The 19,080-nt window shown below is 39.2% G+C and carries 15 protein-coding genes; 3 read left to right on the top strand and 12 right to left on the bottom strand.

The features are described 5' to 3' along the window. Window positions 1–88: 88 nt before the first annotated feature. The 3 genes from ABEG20_RS01140 to ABEG20_RS01130 form a co-directional block, all read right to left on the bottom strand. Window positions 89–2,557 (bottom strand): PIG-L family deacetylase, encoded by a 2,469-nt coding sequence (locus ABEG20_RS01140; RefSeq protein ID WP_406825585.1) that lies wholly within the window; start codon window positions 2,555–2,557, stop codon window positions 89–91. 93 nt (window positions 2,558–2,650) lie between these two features. Next, the gene (locus tag ABEG20_RS01135; RefSeq protein WP_406825584.1) at window positions 2,651–3,757 is read right to left on the bottom strand and encodes a M20/M25/M40 family metallo-hydrolase; all 1,107 of its coding nucleotides are present in this window, start codon (window positions 3,755–3,757) and stop codon (window positions 2,651–2,653) included. Window positions 3,758–3,766: 9 nt separating this feature from the next. Next, entirely contained in the window at window positions 3,767–4,378 is a 612-nt protein-coding gene (locus ABEG20_RS01130; protein WP_406825583.1) for an N-acetyltransferase, read from the bottom strand. Between the two features lie 283 nt (window positions 4,379–4,661). On the opposite strand from ABEG20_RS01130, the gene ABEG20_RS01125 reads away from it, so the two are divergent. Further along, window positions 4,662–5,999 (top strand): sigma-54-dependent transcriptional regulator, encoded by a 1,338-nt coding sequence (locus tag ABEG20_RS01125; RefSeq protein ID WP_406825582.1) that lies wholly within the window; start codon window positions 4,662–4,664, stop codon window positions 5,997–5,999. A 305-nt stretch (window positions 6,000–6,304) separates the two neighbouring features. Here the strand turns inward: ABEG20_RS01125 and ABEG20_RS01120 are convergent, their stop codons facing one another. Beyond that, window positions 6,305–6,757, bottom strand: a complete 453-nt coding sequence (locus ABEG20_RS01120; protein WP_406825581.1) for a hypothetical protein — start codon at window positions 6,755–6,757, stop codon at window positions 6,305–6,307. A gap of 46 nt (window positions 6,758–6,803) precedes the next feature. Between ABEG20_RS01120 and ABEG20_RS01115 the strand changes: the two genes are divergently transcribed. Both ABEG20_RS01115 and ABEG20_RS01110 read left to right on the top strand, forming a co-directional pair. Continuing rightward, window positions 6,804–8,438, top strand: a complete 1,635-nt coding sequence (locus tag ABEG20_RS01115) for an ABC transporter substrate-binding protein (RefSeq protein WP_406825580.1) — start codon at window positions 6,804–6,806, stop codon at window positions 8,436–8,438. 106 nt (window positions 8,439–8,544) lie between these two features. Continuing rightward, window positions 8,545–8,748 (top strand): DUF2683 family protein, encoded by a 204-nt coding sequence (locus ABEG20_RS01110; RefSeq protein WP_406825579.1) that lies wholly within the window; start codon window positions 8,545–8,547, stop codon window positions 8,746–8,748. Window positions 8,749–9,108: 360 nt separating this feature from the next. On the opposite strand, the gene ABEG20_RS01105 is transcribed toward ABEG20_RS01110, so the two are convergent. The 8 genes from ABEG20_RS01105 to ABEG20_RS01070 form a co-directional block, all read right to left on the bottom strand. Further along, window positions 9,109–11,553: a TonB-dependent receptor domain-containing protein gene (locus ABEG20_RS01105; RefSeq protein ID WP_406825578.1), complete on the bottom strand. Its 2,445-nt coding sequence runs from the start codon at window positions 11,551–11,553 to the stop codon at window positions 9,109–9,111. A gap of 193 nt (window positions 11,554–11,746) precedes the next feature. After that, window positions 11,747–12,985 carry a class I SAM-dependent methyltransferase gene (locus ABEG20_RS01100; RefSeq protein WP_406825577.1) on the bottom strand — a complete coding sequence of 413 codons (1,239 nt, stop codon included), beginning with the start codon at window positions 12,983–12,985 and terminating at the stop codon, window positions 11,747–11,749. Between the two features lie 10 nt (window positions 12,986–12,995). Beyond that, window positions 12,996–13,808, bottom strand: a complete 813-nt coding sequence (locus ABEG20_RS01095) for a DUF1365 domain-containing protein (protein ID WP_406825576.1) — start codon at window positions 13,806–13,808, stop codon at window positions 12,996–12,998. 247 nt (window positions 13,809–14,055) lie between these two features. Beyond that, window positions 14,056–15,300 carry an NAD(P)/FAD-dependent oxidoreductase gene (locus tag ABEG20_RS01090; RefSeq protein ID WP_406825575.1) on the bottom strand — a complete coding sequence of 415 codons (1,245 nt, stop codon included), beginning with the start codon at window positions 15,298–15,300 and terminating at the stop codon, window positions 14,056–14,058. A 100-nt stretch (window positions 15,301–15,400) separates the two neighbouring features. Continuing rightward, complete coding sequence (locus ABEG20_RS01085) at window positions 15,401–16,432, bottom strand: SAM-dependent methyltransferase (protein ID WP_406825574.1); 1,032 nt, start codon at window positions 16,430–16,432, stop codon at window positions 15,401–15,403. Between the two features lie 115 nt (window positions 16,433–16,547). Next, on the bottom strand, window positions 16,548–17,357 hold the full coding sequence (locus ABEG20_RS01080) for a DUF1295 domain-containing protein (RefSeq protein WP_406825573.1): 810 nt from the start codon (window positions 17,355–17,357) through the stop codon (window positions 16,548–16,550). Window positions 17,358–17,441: 84 nt separating this feature from the next. After that, a complete protein-coding gene (locus tag ABEG20_RS01075; RefSeq protein WP_406825572.1) occupies window positions 17,442–17,771 on the bottom strand; it encodes a DUF1475 family protein in 330 nt (109 codons plus the stop codon). Window positions 17,772–18,240: 469 nt separating this feature from the next. Further along, on the bottom strand, window positions 18,241–18,969 hold the full coding sequence (locus ABEG20_RS01070) for an acyl-CoA desaturase (protein WP_406825571.1): 729 nt from the start codon (window positions 18,967–18,969) through the stop codon (window positions 18,241–18,243). Window positions 18,970–19,080 lie beyond the last annotated feature (111 nt).

Here is a 19,080-nt window from a genome sequence, read left to right as displayed (position 1 = left end):
GTAAACAGGTAATAAAATAGAAGCTGAAATACCAGTGCAAGCGCTAAAAGGATGTACCAGGTATTCCAGTTTTTAAATTGGTTTTTCATTACTTCCCGGCCGATAAAAAGTTGAAAAACAACCTGGCTGCGCCAACATTTCCGGCAGGCAATTGTCTAAAAAATGCCAGCGGCGTATAAATGAAGTTGCCTTTACCATATTTGGCATATAGGGTTGATCCCTGAAGCGGTTCCTCACCGGCATCATGCATTTCGAAAAGTGGTTCATATTTAGGATCCCATTGATCAGGAAAGTAAGCGCCCCTTTCCTGCACCCAGCCTTTGAAATCTTCAGCAGTGATTTTATTTGGATAATTCAGCAATTTATGCTCAGGTTTTAAAAATTTAACTTCCGCATTTTCTTCAGTTACCCTTTTTCCACTAATGCTAAACGGATAAATACCGAAATCCTGAAGCGCCATATCCTGTGTGGTATTATACTGCATTACAATGGTTCCGCCATTTTCTACATAATTACGCAATGCAGTTTGCCAGTTTTTAATCCTTTTTTCAGTATTGATCACCCTTACACCCGTTACCACGGCATCATAAGTGGCCAGTTTTGCTGCATTTAGGATGTCGGCTTCATTAAGTACATTTACCTGCAAACCAGCCTGTCTTAAAAATTCAGGAATTAAATCGCCTGCTCCTTCAATATATCCAATCTTTTTGGCCAGTACCTTCACATCGCCTTTGATCAGCCAGGTGGTAGCGGGCACAAAATACTGCAAGGTTGGTAAATGCGGATATTGGATCAATACCTGACCTTTAGAATATTCATTCGCTTCTGATGAGAAAACAGCTTCAAGCTTATTCTGACTGGTTTTTATTTTGGCCAGATCTTCAACCGGGATCAGAAAATCTTTGGTGGTGATGGTATTCTCTGACAAATTGATCCCCTGGAAGGTTTTTATCACCTGATTACCAATCTTAAAACTCACTTTACCATAATTGATGTTTTTATTTGCTCTTAAACGGAGTGTAACACTTAACGCTTCTTTATCTTTAGCAAAATAAACAGGCTCGGCAAAACTCAGATCAAGTGGTGGAATAATCCGCAGGGCTTCTACAACGTCACCTTTAACGGGATCTAATTTTTTATAAGATAAGGGCAGTTTAATCTCAAATTTTTCATTTTCAATCTTCAGTGACAATAACACATTAAGAGGCGACCGCATTTCAGGTAATCCGATTAAGGTATCGTTGGCAACACTAAAAGTCGCAGCATCTTTTGCTGGTTTAGCCAGCCAATAAGGTTCGGTAGGTGCAGCATCTGCCGGAATCTGGATTTTACGTTCTATGGTAATCAGTGAATCGTTGGATAGACTCCTGTTCAGTTTATCCGTTTGGTTTAACCAGTTTACACTTTCTACCTTTACTGGTGTAGCCGATCTTGAGATGAGGTTTAAACGGAAATTATAGCTACTGCCCGCAATTGCTTCAGGCTGATTGGTGATCACCTCTCCCATAAAACCAGCACTGCTTAAAATAATGTTATCAATAGCCGCCAGTTTATCCTTTCTTAATGCAACATCCTGCAATTCTGCAATTTTTTTTCTTAGCATCAACAGTCCGTGCAGGCTTTTATCAGGCTGGTTGTAATTAAAAGATAATAGTATAATATCAATCAGTTCATCAATATCACCAATTCCTTTTTCCGACCAGTTGAGGTTTAATCCATCAAATAGTGTTCGCTTTGCAGGATCACCCAAAACATTGACAAAATATTCGGATCGTACACCGGCCACAGACTGTGTTCCTGCGCCCTGGCTTTTATGCAAACTTCTGCTTAAGCCAGCCAACTCGCCGTAACCCATCCCCAATTGAGCATCGTACTGGCCAACGGCTACCTTTAATTGATTTTCAGCTGTTGTATTCACACCACCAAACCTAAAGGTATTCCATAACAATCTTTTTGGCTGCCAAACGGAAACATATTTCAGCTGGTTGGGAAACATATTTTTATCGGCGGCAGCTCTAAAAGCCTTTTCTGCAACAACTGCAGAAGCGGCATGTTGTCCGTGGCCCGCAGCAGCGGTAGGCGGGAAACGGCAGATAATCACATCAGGCCTGAATTTTCTGATCACCCAAACCACATCGGCCGTAATGCTATCGGCATCCCACTGTTTAAAAGTGTCGTTGGTATTCTTCGAAAATCCGAAATCAATTGCCCTGGTAAAAAATTGTTGCGCACCGTCTAATCTACGGGCTTCCAAAAGTTCGTGTGTTCTGATCAGGCCTAATGCGGCGCCTTGTTCGGTACCCAAAAGATTTTGCCCGCCATCTCCCCTGGTAAGCGACAAATAAGCAGTTTCTACATGCTGATCGTTAATTAACCACGACAGTAAACCCGTATTTTCATCATCCGGATGGGCTGCCAGATACAAAACCTTGGGCAGGTGTTTTAAGGTTTTGAGTTCTCTGTAAATCTCGGAAGATTTTGCCGGGCGAACCTGTTGCGCCGCACAGCACATTACCGTTAAGCATAGGGTAAATAGGACAGTTAATCTTTTGAACATACTATTTGTTTTGCGAAATTCAAATATGCTCAAAATGCTTTTATTTTAGTGCCTCCGAAACGAAAAAGGTACAAAAAATGGCGTTTCTCTGCATTACAATCTTTCAGAAACAGATTCGAGCAGATGGATATACAGTGTGATCCCTTCTTCAATTTCTTCAATCAATACAAACTCATCAGCGGTATGCGATCTGGCTGATTCTCCCGGTCCCATTTTAACGGAGGGCATCGTAAGCCAACCCTGATCGGAACTGGTAGGGGAAACATAGGTTTTCCTGCCAAGTGCCTGTCCGGCCACGACCAGCGGATGTAATACATCGATGTTGGAAGGATGGAGCACATTAGGGCGTACATTAAAACTGCTTATGGTGTGGTTGATGATGACGTTCAGGATCTCACGGGGGGTATAATTGTGATCGAAACGGATATCGACCGTAAAATGGCATTCTCCCGGCACAATATTATGTTGCAAACCTGCACTTATTTCTGTAACAGTCATTTTTACCGGAGCAGGTGAATGGTCTTCAATCGGAAACTGGAAATGTGAAAACCAATCGATATCTGTAATGGCTTTATAAATGGCATTATCGCCCTCTTCGCGTGCGGCATGTCCTGATCTGCCTTTGGCTATACAATCAATTACCATCGAACCTTTTTCGGCAATGGCCATTTGCATGCCTGTTGGTTCGCCAACTATGGCAAAAGAAATGGGTTTAAGATCACTCAATATACTCCTGATGCCATTTAAGCCCGAATTTTCTTCTTCGCCAGTAGCTGCCAAACACAAATTGAAAGCAAGATCAGTCGATTCGTAAAAATAAATAAAGGTAGAAATAAGCGACACCAATGAAGCACCTGCGTCGTTACTGCCTAAGCCATGTATTTTTTCATCATCAACAATGGCACGGAAAGGATCTAATGTATATTGCCCATTTGGTTTTACGGTATCGTGGTGCGAGTTGAGCAGGATAGTTGGTTTTGCCTGGTCGAAATACTTATTGTAACACCATACATTGTTGTTTTTGCGGATGGTATTAATGCCATGTTTAGCCAGGTGCGCTTCTATTTCATTGGCAGTTCCCTGCTCTGCGCCACTAAAAGATGGTATGGCGATTAAAGCAGATAAAAGTTCTATGGCTTCGTTATATAATTGATTTAAATCAGGGTGGCTGATGTTCAGTTGTTTGACTACAGTATTCATAGCGATGTATTAAATGCTTTTAAGGTTTAGGTATTGTTTCAATTTTAGGGTATTTTCTGCACTGGCGATAATTTGATCGATATGTGCCGGGCTAAACAACATGGCCGTACATAAGCAGTTACTTTTATTTTTGCTTTCGAGGATACCATAGTTAACACAGCTTTTGCAACCTTCCCAAAAGGCATTATCCTGGGTAATTTGTGCAAAGGTTACGGGCTCGAACCCCAGCTGACTGTTCATTTTCATAATGGCTGCGCCAGAGGTAATGCTAAATATTTTGGCTTCGGGATACAAGCGACGGGATAGACCAAAAATCCGGTTTTTAATGCTTTTGGCAACACCCGAGTTTCTAAATTTAGGCGCAACAATTAACCCTGAATTGGAAATGAAGGTATTTTTCTGCCAGCTTTCTAGATAAGAAAAGCCAACCCATTCGCCAGCAGCAGTTACGGCAATAACGGCTTTCCCGGCGTTTATTTTTTCGACAACAGAAGCAGGTGTTCTTTTCGCAATGCCTGAACCCCTTAACAATGCGGAGCTTTGTGTTTCTGCTACAATTTCATCTGCATATTTTGCATCTGCGCTGGTTGCTATCCTGACAAAAATTATTGAATTGTTCATTTTAATAAAATTTCATATCTGCCAGTTACCAAAAGCGATACCCAGAGAGAGATAAAAAACATAAAACACTGTTTATCAGCATTAAAATTTAAAAAACAAAAATAAAACCAGGCTAAGCATAAATAGGATCCTACCATTTTGAAAGGCTTTTTATCATATTGAAAAGTTATTTTTGTTCCCTGCTTCATCAATTGAGTTTTGAGCTAAACCGGAAAGACCGAATTATTACAAACGTTAATTATTCGGTATATTTATTGTTAATATTGCAGCATAATTTTAACCTATGAATGGGATGGTCCTCATTATTGATGATGAAAAGAAAATTTGCAGTTTACTCTCCAGGATTATAGAGTTGGAAGGCTTTAAAACCTTACAGGCCAATACCGGAAAAGAAGGACTCAAACTTTTAAAAAGTAATGATGTAAGTATTGTCATCAGTGATGTAAAGCTTCCGGATGTAAATGGCGTTGCGCTGGTGAAAGATATTAAGGCCATAAAACCCTACGTAGAAATTATCAATCTCACTGCTTACGGAACCATTGCTGATGGGGTTTTGGCTATAAAAAACGGTGCATTTGATTATCTCGTAAAAGGCGACGATAATGAGAAAATCATCCCGCTTTTATACAAAGCAATGGATAAATCCAATCTGCAGCGCAGGGTTTCTGATCTCGAAAACAAAATCGCCAGGAAACATAGCTTTGAAACGATTATTGGGCAGTCTAAAGCACTAAAAGAAGCTATTGATCTGGCAAAAAAAGTAAGCAAAACGGATACTACAGTTTTATTACTTGGCGAAACCGGAACAGGAAAAGAAGTTTTTGCACAGTCTATCCATTATGAAAGCCTCAGAGCGACAAAACCATTTGTGGCCTTAAACTGTAGCGGTTTTAGTCCTGATTTATTGGAAAGCGAACTATTCGGGTATAAAGCCGGAGCCTTTACAGGTGCCCATAAAGACAAGAAAGGATTATTGGAAGAAGCCAATGGTGGCACTTTGCTACTAGATGAAATTGGTGAGATGAACCTCGATTTACAGGCCAAATTATTGCGTGTTCTGGAAAGCCAGACTTTTATCAAAGTAGGCGATACGCAAACCCAACAGGTAAACGTGCGCATTTTAGCCGCCACCAATAAAGATTTAAAAACCGATGCATTATCAGGAAAATTCCGATCTGATCTGTATTACCGCCTTTCTGTTTTTACGATCACTTTGCCTCCGCTCCGCGAGCGTAAAGCCGATATTCCTGCTTTAGCTGCCTACTACCTGAAAGAATTTGCCAATAAGGTAAATCGATCGGCACCCAAAATGGATGATAAAATTTTATCCATATTGAGCAGCCATAGTTGGAAAGGAAATATCCGTGAGTTAAAAAATATCATCGAGCGTTTGGTTATTTTATCAGATGGCGATGTGTTAAGTGCAACTGCCCTCCCGCCAGAATTCTTTGAATTTACCCCAATAGAAAATGATTATAACCTGCAGCAAATAGAAAAGCAGCACATTCAAAGGGTTCTGATCCATACCAAAGGGAACAAAACGGAAACTTCGAGGTTATTGGGAATCGGTTTAACCACACTCTACAGAAAAATAGAAGAGTATCAGATTAAGGAGTTTTGAGGGCAGGAAGGTGGCGAGGCGGATGGTTTATGATGCATAAACCTGGCCATACAATACTCGTAATGTCAGATATTATAATCTAATAGAAACTCTATTTAGCCGATAAATTGAAAAGCTCAAAGTTGGATGTTGCAACGTTGCAAATCTTACAACGGATTAAATTCAGTTAACACCGGCTCTGGTGAAAATGGTATGCTAAGCATCGTTCTGGAAACGAGCACAAGCATTGAAATTGGGAAAGTTGAAGATTTGGGTGAGAATGGTATTATCCATCATCCCTCTTCCGTCATCCATTTTACATCAGCCTAAGCGCCAAACCTGATCCACTTATCACCTTCGTGGCCGAAAATAAAGGACCCCGGATGCAACATCTCAGCAATATCTTCTATCAGGGAAACGGCGTTTTCCGCATTACGCTCGCGTTCTACATCATCGTTCAATAGAATTATCCGGTTATTTTTTACGGCTGGCCAATCGGCATCTAATACAGAAGGGACTTCCCGCATTAAATCAGTAAGCGTTTTGCCCGGCTGATAATAAATGATGAAAACGGCGCTTAAAACATCGGTTTCTAACATGCCTCCTGCCAATGCAATTTCTTCTGACAAAAGATAGCCTGGATAATTACCGGTATCTATACAGGCTACCGGCACTTTATCCATAAATTTAATCTTATGTTCAACCAGATCTAAACGCTCCTGCAATTCTTCCTGTTTAGCTTCATCGAGGCCAATAAATAATTCGTTTAAAAAAGACATCTGCATTAAATTTATTAATTTGTGCAAAAATAACATTCCTGATCGCATGAGAGGCTCATTTAAGTATATATTTTGGTTTTTTTATGTAATCATCTTCGTTTCATGTAAGGAGAATGCTGCTCATCGCGACAAAAAAGTATTCAACATCAACCTTGATCAGGGTTTAACCTCAATTGATCCGGCTTTTGCACGAAACCAAAACGCCATCTGGATGACCAACCAGATTTTTAATGGTTTGGTACAGATCGATTCATCCCTTCAAACGCTTCCGTGCATAGCCAAAAGCTGGGTGGTTTCGGAAGATGCACTTACCTATACTTTTAACCTGCGCAGCGATGTTTACTTTCATGACGACCCCATCTTTAAAAACGGAAAAGGCCGAAAAGTAGTGGCAAGTGATTTTGTCTATAGTTTTTACCGGTTAATCGACCCAAAAGTAGCCTCATCAGGTGGATGGATTTTTAGCGATAAAGTAAAGGACAACAGCAATTTTATTGCGCTGAACGATTCTACTTTCCAGATTAAACTGGTACGCCCTTTCCCACCCTTTATGAGTTTGCTCACTACCCAATATTGCTCTGTTGTACCCAAAGAGGTGGTAGAACACTATGGTAAAGATTTCAGGAGCCATCCGGTGGGTACCGGCCCCTTTAGATTTAAATACTGGAAGGAAGGCGAAATACTGGTCCTTTTAAAAAACGACCATTATTTTGAGAAAGATGCCAAAGGAACGGCACTGCCTTATCTTGATGCCATAAAAGCAAGTTTCATTACCGATAAACAAAGTGGTTTTATGAGTTTCCTGAAAAAGGATCTCGATTTTTACTATAATGTAGATGGCAGTTACCGCGATGATATCCTAACTAAAAGCGGAAAAATGACCTCAAAATATAAAGGGAAGTTTACATTGACCAAAAGCCCCTACCTGTGCACTGAATATGTTGGTATTTTGGTTGACACCAATCTTTCTATTGTAAAGAACTCGCCGTTGCGCTTAAAAAAAATCAGGCAGGCCATTAATTACGCCATAGACCGCGACCGTTTGATTAAATACCTGAGAAATGGCATTGGTGTTTCGGCTACATCTGGTTTTATTCCTAAAGGTATGCCTGGTTTCGATAGCCTGGCTGTTCGTGGATATGCCTACAACCCAAAACTGGCAGCCAAACTTTTAGCGGAAGCTGGTTTCCCGGAAGGAAAAGGTATGACAGAAGTAACCTTAAACACCACTACAACTTATAAAGATCTGATCGAATTTATTCAGGGCCAGCTTACTGCAGTAGGTATTAAAACTAAAATTGATGTCAGTCCAAGCGCCAGCCTCAGGGATCTGATGTCCAAAAACAGCGTCAACTTTTTTCGCGGTTCCTGGCTGGCCGATTACGGTGATGGCGAGAATTTCCTTTCCATGTTCTACTCCAAAAACAAAGTCCCTTACGGACCAAATTATACCGCTTTCTATAATAAAGAGTTTGATCAGCTGTTCGAGAAAAGTTACTATGAAACCAATAACGAAAAACGATTTGAGCTATACCGAAAAATGGACCAGATGGTAATGGATTATGCTCCGGTTGTCCCTTTATTCTACGATCAGTCGGTTGTAATGCTGCAGAATAATATTAGCGGCTATTCTTTTAATCCACTAAGCCTGATGATTTTAAAAAGGGTAAGAAAAATTTGAAAAAGTTAAACATTGTTGTGCATTTTCATTCTAAGAATAACATTTGTTTGATTGGATAATAACCAGGCTTTATTGTTAATGGCAATAATTATCTTTAATTTTGAGTATGGATGCATTAATTGTTTACCCTGAAAATAAAGAACAGCTTACGGCTTTAAAAGCAGTAATTAAAGCTATGAAAATCACTTTTGAACAAAAGAGTGAGCTAATCCCTGAGGCGGTAAAAGAAGGCATTAAAGAATCTTTACAGCAAGCCGATTCCGGTGATCTAACACCATATAAAGGTATAAAGGAAATGATTGGCAAATAATGGCTCTAAGTATTTTTTATACAAAAAGAGCGAAAGAAACAATTACGTCAGTTTATCTTTTCATACAACAAAGGTTTGGCGATCATGCTGCTGATAAGTTTATCAAAAAAACAGAAAAAAACAATAAAATTAATTTCGGAACAACCATACATGTTTAAAGAGTCTTCATTCGAGGCAAATGTTAGGATTGGTCTGATTACAAAACAAACTTCAATCTTTTATCGCGTCACTAATAATTCTATCCACATCTTATTTTTCTGGAATACTCTGCAGGAACCGCTAAGTATCTAAGCAAAAATTAAATAAAAAACCTCCCGTTTTGATCGGGAGGCCTGAACTATTTATTTAATTATATTGGTTTTATTGTTGCTGTTGTTGTATTCCACCCATACCGCCTTGCTGCTGATCTTGCTTCACATCATCATTTTTAATCTTTTTCTTCTCGGTAAACTTAAGCTTACCGAAAGAATAACTAAAGTTAATACCGAAAGAACGCAATGGATAATAAATATTGCTACTTTGGTAAACCGTGCCCAACGGATTGATTGAATTGTTTTCAGTCTTGATATGCAGGTTCTTGGTAAAAGGGTTTAATGTGTTAATACCTATACTTCCTTTTTTGTTTAAGATATCCTTTTTAATTGATGCACCATAAAAATAGAAAGGATCTGTTTTACCCTGGTAGGTTCTGCGTGCTGAAGTGGCCACACCAAACAGCTCGAAATTATAGCCTTTACCGAAACCGTAAGCCGAACGTCCAAAAATACTATAGTTTAGAAATGTACCCGTACTAATATTGGTTGCATTGTTGGTTACCTCGTAAGTATTGGCAGATATATTACTCATCAAAGTCCATTTTGGTTTTGGATTGTATGACCCAAAAAGGTTAACGCCATAAGTTTGTGCAGTACCTACATTGATAAAAGATGATAATACTTTAGTTACATTATTTTCAGTGATAGGAGATATCGAGCTTTCTATTACTCCTCCTGTACGACGATAGAAAACAGAAGCATTAATTACCGACCCTTTAACAAAAGTTGAATAACCCAATTCAAAATTCTGACTTAACTCCGGGCTTAACTGCGGATTTCCCTGTTGAATATTAAATTGATCACTTTCATTTCTGAATGGATTTAAGTAATTTTCACTTGGTCTCTGCACCCTGCGGTTATAGCTAAATTTAACAGTTCCACCTTTCTTTAAAGTTTGAGAAACAATAAAGCTTGGGAATAAGTTAAAATAATCGTTTTTTTCTGTACCGTTGGTTAGGGTATTAAAATCTATTTTAGTGTATTCAGCCCTTACGCCACCTTTAAATTTAATTTTCTTGGTAATATCGAAACTGATTACCCCATAAGCTGCGGCTACGTCCTGGTTGTAATCAAAATCCCGGTCTGATGAGCCATACTGACTTTTTACATTACGGAATATACCTTTGGCACCCACTTCTAAAATAGTCGATTTTGTGAATGGATAGGTATAATCTGTTTGTCCGGTATATTCGTTGTTCTTAGCTGTATTATCGCTGGCTGTGAGCACGCCATTCGGAAAAGCTGCCGAAGTTAACAGGTTGCTAAAGCTTGTAGGTGTCCGTCCGGTAGAAAGCTGACCAGAAATGGTAAACTCCTCACCTTCTTTTTTACTCGTTTTCTTATAATCTACGTTCCAGTCCATATTGCTCCGCGTCATATCCATGTTACTGATATTGGTAGCCGGCAAATTGTTTATAATATAAGTAGCCGAACCCGGACCGCCATTAGAGAAACGGTTAAGTTTAACATTCGTACTGATGTTGTTGTAGGCATTAAAATCATAATCTAAACCTAAACTTCCGTTAAGTCCGTTGCGGCTCCATTTTGAGACTCCATCCTGAGAAATGTTATTAAAACCACCAGCATTTAATTGCGTGTTGTTCACAATTACCACTCTTGAATCTTGTGCATAAGCAAAGTTAGAACCCAGACTGGTATTGACACTTAAACGGCCTGTTTTTGCCGTTAGATTAAAAGCACCATTGTTTTGTCGGGTACCAGCCGATGCATTTACCGAACCACTTACGCCTTGTGCATTCGATTTTTTGGTAATAATGTTGATGATACCGCCAGAACCTTCCGCATCGTATTTAGCCGACGGGCTGGTAATTACCTCCACACTTTTAATCTGCTCGGCAGGGATCATTTTTAAGGCATCGGAGACACTGGCAGCCATGGTACCAGAAGGTTTTCCATTGATCAATACCCTTACAGCCGCACCACGCAGTTGAACATCACCATTGGCATCCACTGATAACATGGGCACTTTACGCATCACATCAGTCGCATCGCCACCGGCATTTGTTCCGTCAGCCTCTGCGTTGTACACCATGCGGTCTACCTTATTTTCGATCATGGCTTTAGTACCCTGCACCTGTACATCGGCCAAAGTATTTTCTGATCCGGAAATATAAATTGTACCTATATTATTATCAGGTTTAGAAGGTGTGGTGGTAACCAAAACAGATTTTGTTTTATAGCCCATAAAACCAATCAACAGTTTGTACGAATCAGGAGAAACATTCTGTAAGCTTAGTTTTCCTTTCTCATCGGTTACGCCACCATTTACCGATTTATTGTCTTTTACCTTAATCAAAGAAACCGTTGCGTAATCAATTGGCTTTTTAGTTAGTGAATCGAGTATCGTGGCAGTGATCCTTCCGGTAACAGTGGATTTTTTAGGTGCTCCGCCGAGTCCACCAGTAGGAAACTGGGCATGTGCATTAAAAAATATTCCAAGGATAAAGGATAATAGTAAAAGTTTTTTCATTTCAAGAGTTTGTATTTGGTAATTAGTCTGCGCAAATTGCATTTTGTTACAATAATACGCTATACTTTTTACATCAACTCTATTAATTACCCGGCGAAGCCCTTACTTTTATCGGTAAAAGAATATGGAAAAAGTAAAATGTAAGATGGGATTTTCACATTCCCCATCTTACATCTTCCATTTCACATCCTCCCTACCTCGAAATATTGTTAGGTCTGGAATAAACCATTTGCATGACATTAATATTCCGCATGGCAAAAGCGGCTTCGCAATAATTCAGGTAATAGTTCCATTTGCGGATAAAGGTTTCATCAAAGCCCAGGGCTTTTACTTTATTGAGGTTTTTATTGAATTCAAGGAACCATAAATGAAGTGTACGGGCATAATCCAAACCCATATCTTTCAAATCAACCATGGTTAAATCACCGGTTTCATTTATAGCTTTATTTATGGCTGCTACCGAAGGTAAAAGCGAACCCGGAAAAATATGCTTCTGAATCCAGTCTACACCACTTCTCAATTTATCATACCTACAATCGGGAGAAGTAATGACCTGGAAAGCAAAAATCCCATCGGGTTTTAATAATTCCTGGCATTTTTTGAAATAGGTTTCCAAATATTGGTGTCCTACGGCCTCCAGCATTTCGATGGATACGATTTTATCAAAAGTACCTTCAATTTTTCGGTAATCCTGAATTATAACCGAAACCTTATCAGACAGTCCTTCTGCTTGTACACGCTCCATCGCCAATTTTTGCTGTTCTTTGGAAATGGTAACAGAGGTAACTTTACAGCCATAATTTTTGGCTAAAAAAATGGCATTACCTCCCCAACCGCTTCCAATCTCCAGCACGTGGTCTGTTGCCTGAATCTTTAACTGCCTCGCCAGGCGATCGTATTTGGCGTATTGCGATTCTTCTAAACTTAAACCTTCCTGGTTGAAGTAACCGCTTGAATAGGTCATGGTTTTATCCAGAAAAGTAGCAAAGAAATCATTGTTCAGGTCGTAATGCTCCGATATATTTTTCTGAGATCCGGCCAAAGTATTGGCCCTGCGTACATGATAAATTTTATTTACCCACTTGAAAATATTCAGCGCAACGGATTTCACCTTGCTCCCGGTAACCGAAGGCGCATTTTCAATATTAAGGATTACCCATTTAATCACGTTGGTAATATTTGTGGTATCCCACAAACCCGAGGTATAGCCTTCACCAAAACCAATATCACCATAAAGTGCGATGGATTTAAAAAAATCGGGATGGTTAACCTGAATATGTGCTTCAATTTTATGTTCACCGTTTCCAAAAATCACTGTTTCGCCGTTTGGCAACGAAAGTTCCAATTTGCCTAATGTCATTTTAGAAAGTGCGCTCAGCACAGCCCTTTCGAAAAAACCTTTTGATGTTTTGGTAGCGGTAAGCGTATTCATAATCTTTAATCTATTTAACTTGTGGTTTATAGGGTTTATATACGTTGCGTTGCAACTCAGGGTTTTTGGCTTTTGGATGAAAAGGTATTTTTTTGATCCAAAGTTTAAGCGCCTGCCAGTGGATCATACCCATTATCTGCAACGGAATTAAGGGTATTGAAAAAAAACAGCGAAGTAAGGCAGCATTTGTTAATGGCTTTTTCTCTCCTATTAAAGTACTGATAAAAAAGCGGTTGCCATGCTTATCAATATCATCAATTTTAATATCCAGTTTATTATCCGGCACTTTTAACTTAAAATCAAAAGAATCGTCGTGGTCAATAAACGGCGAAACATAAAAATATTTAGTAGTGATTTTTTTAAAGGTATCACCATGCAATTCCTCTTTTCCAAAGAAAAAAAGTTTCATTTCCCGGTAAGTATTACTGATTTCAGCCACGCAACATACCGGATTTTCTTTCTCATCGAAACAATAATAAAAGGAAACAGGATTAAAGTTGTAGCCCAACACATTGAGGTTGGTCAGCAGTTTTATTTTAAGCCTGCTGCCGTCAACACCATTTTCTTTTAAATAAGCTTCTACATGCTGCCTTGTATTTTTATTTTGATCAGGATTTTCTTTTGGCAACTGAAGATGTTCGGCATCACGAAAAGAAAAGAGGTTAAATTTATTGCGGCTGAACCAGTGTAGTTTCTTTGCAAGCAAATCCAACTCATCCAGATCGATGTAAAACATATACACACTATACCAAAAAGAATGTTTTTTGGGCGCCAGGCGATGGTGCATCACTTTTGCGGTGTAGATGTTTGAGTTGATTTGCATTAATATTACAATTTACAAAATTTTATTATTGATTTGTCACTCTTAATATATTGTCATTCTGAGCGCAGCGAAGAATCTTTATAAAAGATCCTTCATTGCATTCAGGATGACAAATTATGATAAACGATCCATCATTCCCGTGCAGGCGGAAATCTTAATACAATTTACAAGGTGGGCTAAAAGCATTACGATTATCTTCGATGAGCACTACGTGGTTCCCAATCAAGTTGGGAATGACGTAACTACGCTATAGTTCTCTGCATAAATCCACAGCACTTTTATACGCATCTTCATGAAAACCATATTTAAAATAACTACCGCAATAGTATATCGGGCCGGTCTCATTTAGCTTGTGCAATTGTTCCTGCGCCAGCATGGCCGGAACATCGAACAAAGGATGGTGATAATCGATTTCTTTAATGACTTTATCCGGATTTAAAGTTTCGGTAGGATTAATAGAAACAAAATAATTCTGTTTTTTAGAAACGCCCTGTAAATTATTCATCCAGTAAATGGTACTGGGCAATAATTTATCGCCCTGTTTTTCAACCCGGTAATTCCAGCTGCTCCAGGCCAGTCTGGTTTCGGGCATCTGCTTTTCATCAGTATGTACCACGGCTTTGTTGAGCTGGTATTTAAATTTAGAAAGGAGTTCAGTTTCTAAAGCTGTTTTATCTTTTACAATTTCAAAAGTCTGGTCGGCATGGCTGGCCATAATTACTTTATCAAATTCGAATTTCTCGCCCTTTTGATTTTCCACTTCAACTTTACCATTCTCTAATCGTTTTACGGAAACAATTTTGTTGTTGATTTTGATTCTGTCGCGGAATGGTGCAATTAGTTTTTCTCGGTAAGCCTGACTGCCATTTTGCAGCGTATACCATTGATGCTGGGTATCCAACCCCAAAAAACCGTGATTTTTAAAGAAACGGATTAACGTAACCGCCGGGAAATCCAGAATCTGTTCCATCGGCGCACTCCACACTGCAGCACTCATCGGGATGAGGTACTGCCAAAGCATATCCTCACTATAACCAAAGGCTTTAAAAAACTGCCCGATCGAATAATCCTGATATTCAGGCTTATCCAAAATCTCTACGCTTTGCTTGTTGAAGCGGTTTATCTGCATCAACATTTTTAGATAAGAAATATTAAACAGGTTTTTCCGCTGTGCAAAAAGATGGTTCAGGCTCGAACCGCTGTATTCTAACTTTTTAGGCAGAAACTGCACACTGAAAGACATATCAGTCTTCATTACCGGGGCATCAATCTCCGCAAACATTTCTGTCAGGTTTGGATAGGTCTGATAGTTAAAAACCATAAAACCACTATCCAGGTAAATGGGCTGTCCATCTTCTTCGAGCGTAATGGTATTGGTATGGCCACCAATATAATCGAGCTCTTCGAAAAGAGTAATGTCGTATTGATGCTGCAGTTTATGGGCACAACCCATGCCTGCTATTCCTGAGCCGATAATGGCGAGTGTTTTCATGATGGAAAATGTAATATGTGATATGGAAAATGGATGATGTAAGACAGATGATGGGTATATCGCTACCTCCATTATCCATCTTACATCCTTACCTCTTACATTATTTATTCTTTTCGAATAAATAATGGCAAACCATCCATTCGTTTCCTTTATTGTAATTGAACAGTTCGGCACACGACATGTAAAACAACCTCCAGTATACCCACCATTTCACCGCCTGATCTTTGCCATAAGTAGTTTCTAAAATAGGCATGATTTCTTTTTTATGCTTGTCCATATTACTTAACCACGCTTCAGCAGTTTTGCCATAGTTAGTTCCATTTACCACCCAATGTTTATCGATTTTGAGGTCGTCGTTGAAGTAGAAAAACAAGTGATTAGCGGGCATAATCCCACCTGTAAAAAAGTATTTACTCATCCAATCGGTTTCATCAATCACCTCAAACTTGTATGCCAGGGTTTTGTGCGTAAAAATATGCACAAACAGTTTTCCGTCAGGTTTCAAAAAGGAAGCAACTTTGTTGAGTAAAAATTTATAGTTGCGCATGTGCTCAAACATTTCTACAGATACCACCCTATCAAATGTATCGGCAATGGTAAAGGTGTTCATATCGGCGGTTAAAACCGTTAAGTTCTGGATTCCTCGCTGCTTTGCAGTTTCATCGATAAAGATTTTTTGGGTTGCAGAATTCGAAACCACCGTAAAAGTGCTCTCCGGAAATTTAGCTGCCATATACAATGAAAGCGACCCCCAGCCACAACCCAGTTCCAAAACATTCTGTCTATTTTGTAAATCAGCCCTCTTACACGTTAAGGCTAGCATATCTTCTTCCGAGGTATCAATATCTTTAACTCCCGGTTTCCAATAACCGCTGCTGTACTTTAGATTCTTGCCTAAGCAGTACTGAAAAAATTCGGTTGGCAGTTCATAATGCTGTTCATTGGCATCGGCTGTATTTACCGCAATCGGCGACTGCTTCAGCTCTGCAACCAGGTCCATAAATTTTTCCTGCTGCAATTCTTCATCGCCAAGTGTTTCATCATCCAGGCGCTGTTTGCACAATTTTCTGATGCCGATACGCAAGGCCGTATCCGGAAGTTTGTCGTTTTCTAAAAGTTTATCGTACCACATGTAAATGTAAGATGGAATAATGTAAGATGGTTAATGGATAATTTATTATTGAAAATGCTTAATGTACGATGTAAATTGGCTGATGGTTTTGCAAATTGTAAGGCCCTCATCCGTATTACTTTTTCCTTTTTCCATCCTTTTTCCCCCAAGGAAAAAAGGCACTCGTTGTTTCCTGGTATCTTTTATAAGCGATAGGTTTGCTCCTCAGGTTTTGTTCTTCATTGTTCGGCACACCGGTAACCCTGGTTAATAAGTACAGAATAACCGCCGGACTAATAACAGCCAAAATACCCCATGGAGATGCCAACGCAAAAATGAAATAACCCATCCAGGTAAGCCACTCAAAAAAATAGTTTGGGTGACGGCTGTAGTACCATAAACCACTATCGCACACTTTCCCCCTGTTGCTTGGATCTTTCTTAAAAGCAGCAAGCTGTCTGTCGGCAATCATTTCTCCAAAAAAAGCAATTACCCAAACCAGTGCCCCTGCATATTCTAAAAAGGAAATGGCCTGCGACTGATTTGCAGTGATAATGAAAAATGGAATGGCCAGTATTACATTGGATATGGCCTGAAACTGAAAAAAAACAAAGAAATTGCGGTCGGCTTTTTCTCCCCATTCTTTACGCAATTGCACATACCTGCCCTCTTCTTCATCTAAATGGCCAATAACACGTTGCCAAAGATGAATGCCCAAGCGTAACTCGGCTAATAGAAACATACCGCAGATTAAAATTTTCCGGGGATCGTAACCATCAGCTAAAAAAAATGTGATGACCGTAATTACAGGGAAATTTAGTGCCCAGAAAACATCAACCACACCGGCATTTTTAATTTTCTTTGCCCAAAGCCAAACCATGGCCATAATGAAGCAGCAGGCAATTAAAGACATGAGCGCGATAAATAGTAGATGTTTGTAATCCATAAAAGGTTTAAGGTTTAGGGCATAAGGTTTAAGGAAATGCATTCTACTTTAGGTTTTCACCTTCAGCCTTACACCTTTTGCCTTCTACCTTTTTACCAGCAATTCTTTAACACCTTCGCCATCTTTTAGTTTGAATAAATGCACTAAAACATAAGCTAAGGTTGCTATACTGCCTAAACATACGAACAAAACGGCAATAGAGATTTTAAGAATAATGCTTTTTTCTTTATAAAACATCCACAACGTGATAATGAAAATGTTAGCGTAAAAATCCCAAAGTGTAGCACGCATCCAGGGTATACTACCCAGAAAATCCCATTGCTCGAACAGGTTACTTTCCAACGAAGTGCTGATTACTTTATAACACATAAAAACTAACAGAGCAGCGAAAATGATTTTGAGGAACTTGATCATCGGATGATTTTATTTTTTTAAAACAGATGGGAATATATACGTTAAGGTAGGCAAAAAAGATTTGATTAATGCAGATACTCCGTGTTTCCGTGGCAAAAACAAATGCGTTATTATCTGAAAAGCAGGGTCCAGTTTTTATCGGTTGTGACAGTCCTGCCATTCGCTTCAATCTTTTTGAGGTGCTGTTATGCTGTGATGAAGTATCCATTTCATAGGCTGCAGATGCTTCATGCCTCAGCATGACAGTATAGGTAAGGTTACTGCGAACAAAAAGGATTTTCGCTACTGTCAGGTTTAGCTAACACAAAACAGTGCAGGAAAGGAAATCTATTAAATCCGTATTTCCGTGGCTAAAACGGATCTATTTAGGCTACTGAAAAAAAATAAAATGATGGTCTGTGGGGACACAGACCATGGCAGGAGAAATCGACAAGAGAACTCAAATTCTTTCTGCTTTGGTCTTTTAACTTTAAACTTTTCTAATTTTAATAATTTTCATCCAGTGCAATACTTTCATAACCGGATAGGTCGGATCAAATTCCCACCATTTGGTAGCAAAATTCGGACTGTTCGGTTTTTTGTGGTGGTTGTTCTGAAAAAGCTCACCCATTAATAAAAAATCCCAGGGTAAAGAGTTTTTGCTATGATCATCATTATCATGGTTAGCATAACCATATTTATGTCCACACCAGTTTACAATTGCGCCGTGTAGCGGTCCCATTAAAAAGTGGACCGGTAATAATAAATACATCCACCAGTAATTGGCAAAAGCAACGTAAAAACCAATATAAAACAGCCCGCAAGCGATTCTCCAGGCCCACGAATTTCCAATCTTATCCACCAGTGGCCATTCAGGATAATTTCCCTGAAAAGCCGGCTCCGGCTGTATTTTATATTTCAGGTAATTCATATACATGTTTTTCGTTGCAATCATCATCCCGAAAACATCCTTAAAAAAATGTGGAGAATGTGGGTCTTTTTCTGTGTCGCTATAGGCATGGTGCATCCGATGCAGAATGGCATAAGCCCTGGGGTTTAAAAATGATGAACCTTGCGAAATCAGTAATATCAGGTAGAAAAACCTTTCCCAAAACAGCTCCATTTTAAACATCTTATGTGAAGAGTAACGGTGAAGGAAAAAGGTTTGGCTAAACAGGGATAAAAACCAATGGCAAAGAAAAAAAATGAGGATGATCATGTATGGAATTTGTATACTATATAAACGTATTTTAGAAGCGTTTAGTTTCCGTGATGCGAAAACTAAGCTAGCTGGCTTAAACGTTTAGAGAAGAAGCATCCTGCGCTACTA

It is taken from the genome of Pedobacter sp. KACC 23697 (assembly GCF_045348445.1).
GTDB lineage: Bacteria > Bacteroidota > Bacteroidia > Sphingobacteriales > Sphingobacteriaceae > Pedobacter.
The sequence above is the reverse complement of the archived record's forward strand: the minus strand, read 5'-3'. Positions and strand labels throughout refer to the sequence as shown.

Coding starts and splice junctions, on each gene's coding strand:
- ABEG20_RS01140 (WP_406825585.1), bottom strand. CDS start 2,557: ATGTTCAAAAGATTAACTGTCCTATTTACCCTATGCTTAACGGTAATG.
- ABEG20_RS01135 (WP_406825584.1), bottom strand. CDS start 3,757: ATGAATACTGTAGTCAAACAACTGAACATCAGCCACCCTGATTTAAAT.
- ABEG20_RS01130 (WP_406825583.1), bottom strand. CDS start 4,378: ATGAACAATTCAATAATTTTTGTCAGGATAGCAACCAGCGCAGATGCA.
- ABEG20_RS01125 (WP_406825582.1), top strand. CDS start 4,662: ATGAATGGGATGGTCCTCATTATTGATGATGAAAAGAAAATTTGCAGT.
- ABEG20_RS01120 (WP_406825581.1), bottom strand. CDS start 6,757: ATGTCTTTTTTAAACGAATTATTTATTGGCCTCGATGAAGCTAAACAG.
- ABEG20_RS01115 (WP_406825580.1), top strand. CDS start 6,804: ATGAGAGGCTCATTTAAGTATATATTTTGGTTTTTTTATGTAATCATC.
- ABEG20_RS01110 (WP_406825579.1), top strand. CDS start 8,545: ATGGATGCATTAATTGTTTACCCTGAAAATAAAGAACAGCTTACGGCT.
- ABEG20_RS01105 (WP_406825578.1), bottom strand. CDS start 11,553: ATGAAAAAACTTTTACTATTATCCTTTATCCTTGGAATATTTTTTAAT.
- ABEG20_RS01100 (WP_406825577.1), bottom strand. CDS start 12,985: ATGAATACGCTTACCGCTACCAAAACATCAAAAGGTTTTTTCGAAAGG.
- ABEG20_RS01095 (WP_406825576.1), bottom strand. CDS start 13,808: ATGCAAATCAACTCAAACATCTACACCGCAAAAGTGATGCACCATCGC.
- ABEG20_RS01090 (WP_406825575.1), bottom strand. CDS start 15,300: ATGAAAACACTCGCCATTATCGGCTCAGGAATAGCAGGCATGGGTTGT.
- ABEG20_RS01085 (WP_406825574.1), bottom strand. CDS start 16,432: ATGTGGTACGATAAACTTTTAGAAAACGACAAACTTCCGGATACGGCC.
- ABEG20_RS01080 (WP_406825573.1), bottom strand. CDS start 17,357: ATGGATTACAAACATCTACTATTTATCGCGCTCATGTCTTTAATTGCC.
- ABEG20_RS01075 (WP_406825572.1), bottom strand. CDS start 17,771: ATGATCAAGTTCCTCAAAATCATTTTCGCTGCTCTGTTAGTTTTTATG.
- ABEG20_RS01070 (WP_406825571.1), bottom strand. CDS start 18,969: ATGATCATCCTCATTTTTTTTCTTTGCCATTGGTTTTTATCCCTGTTT.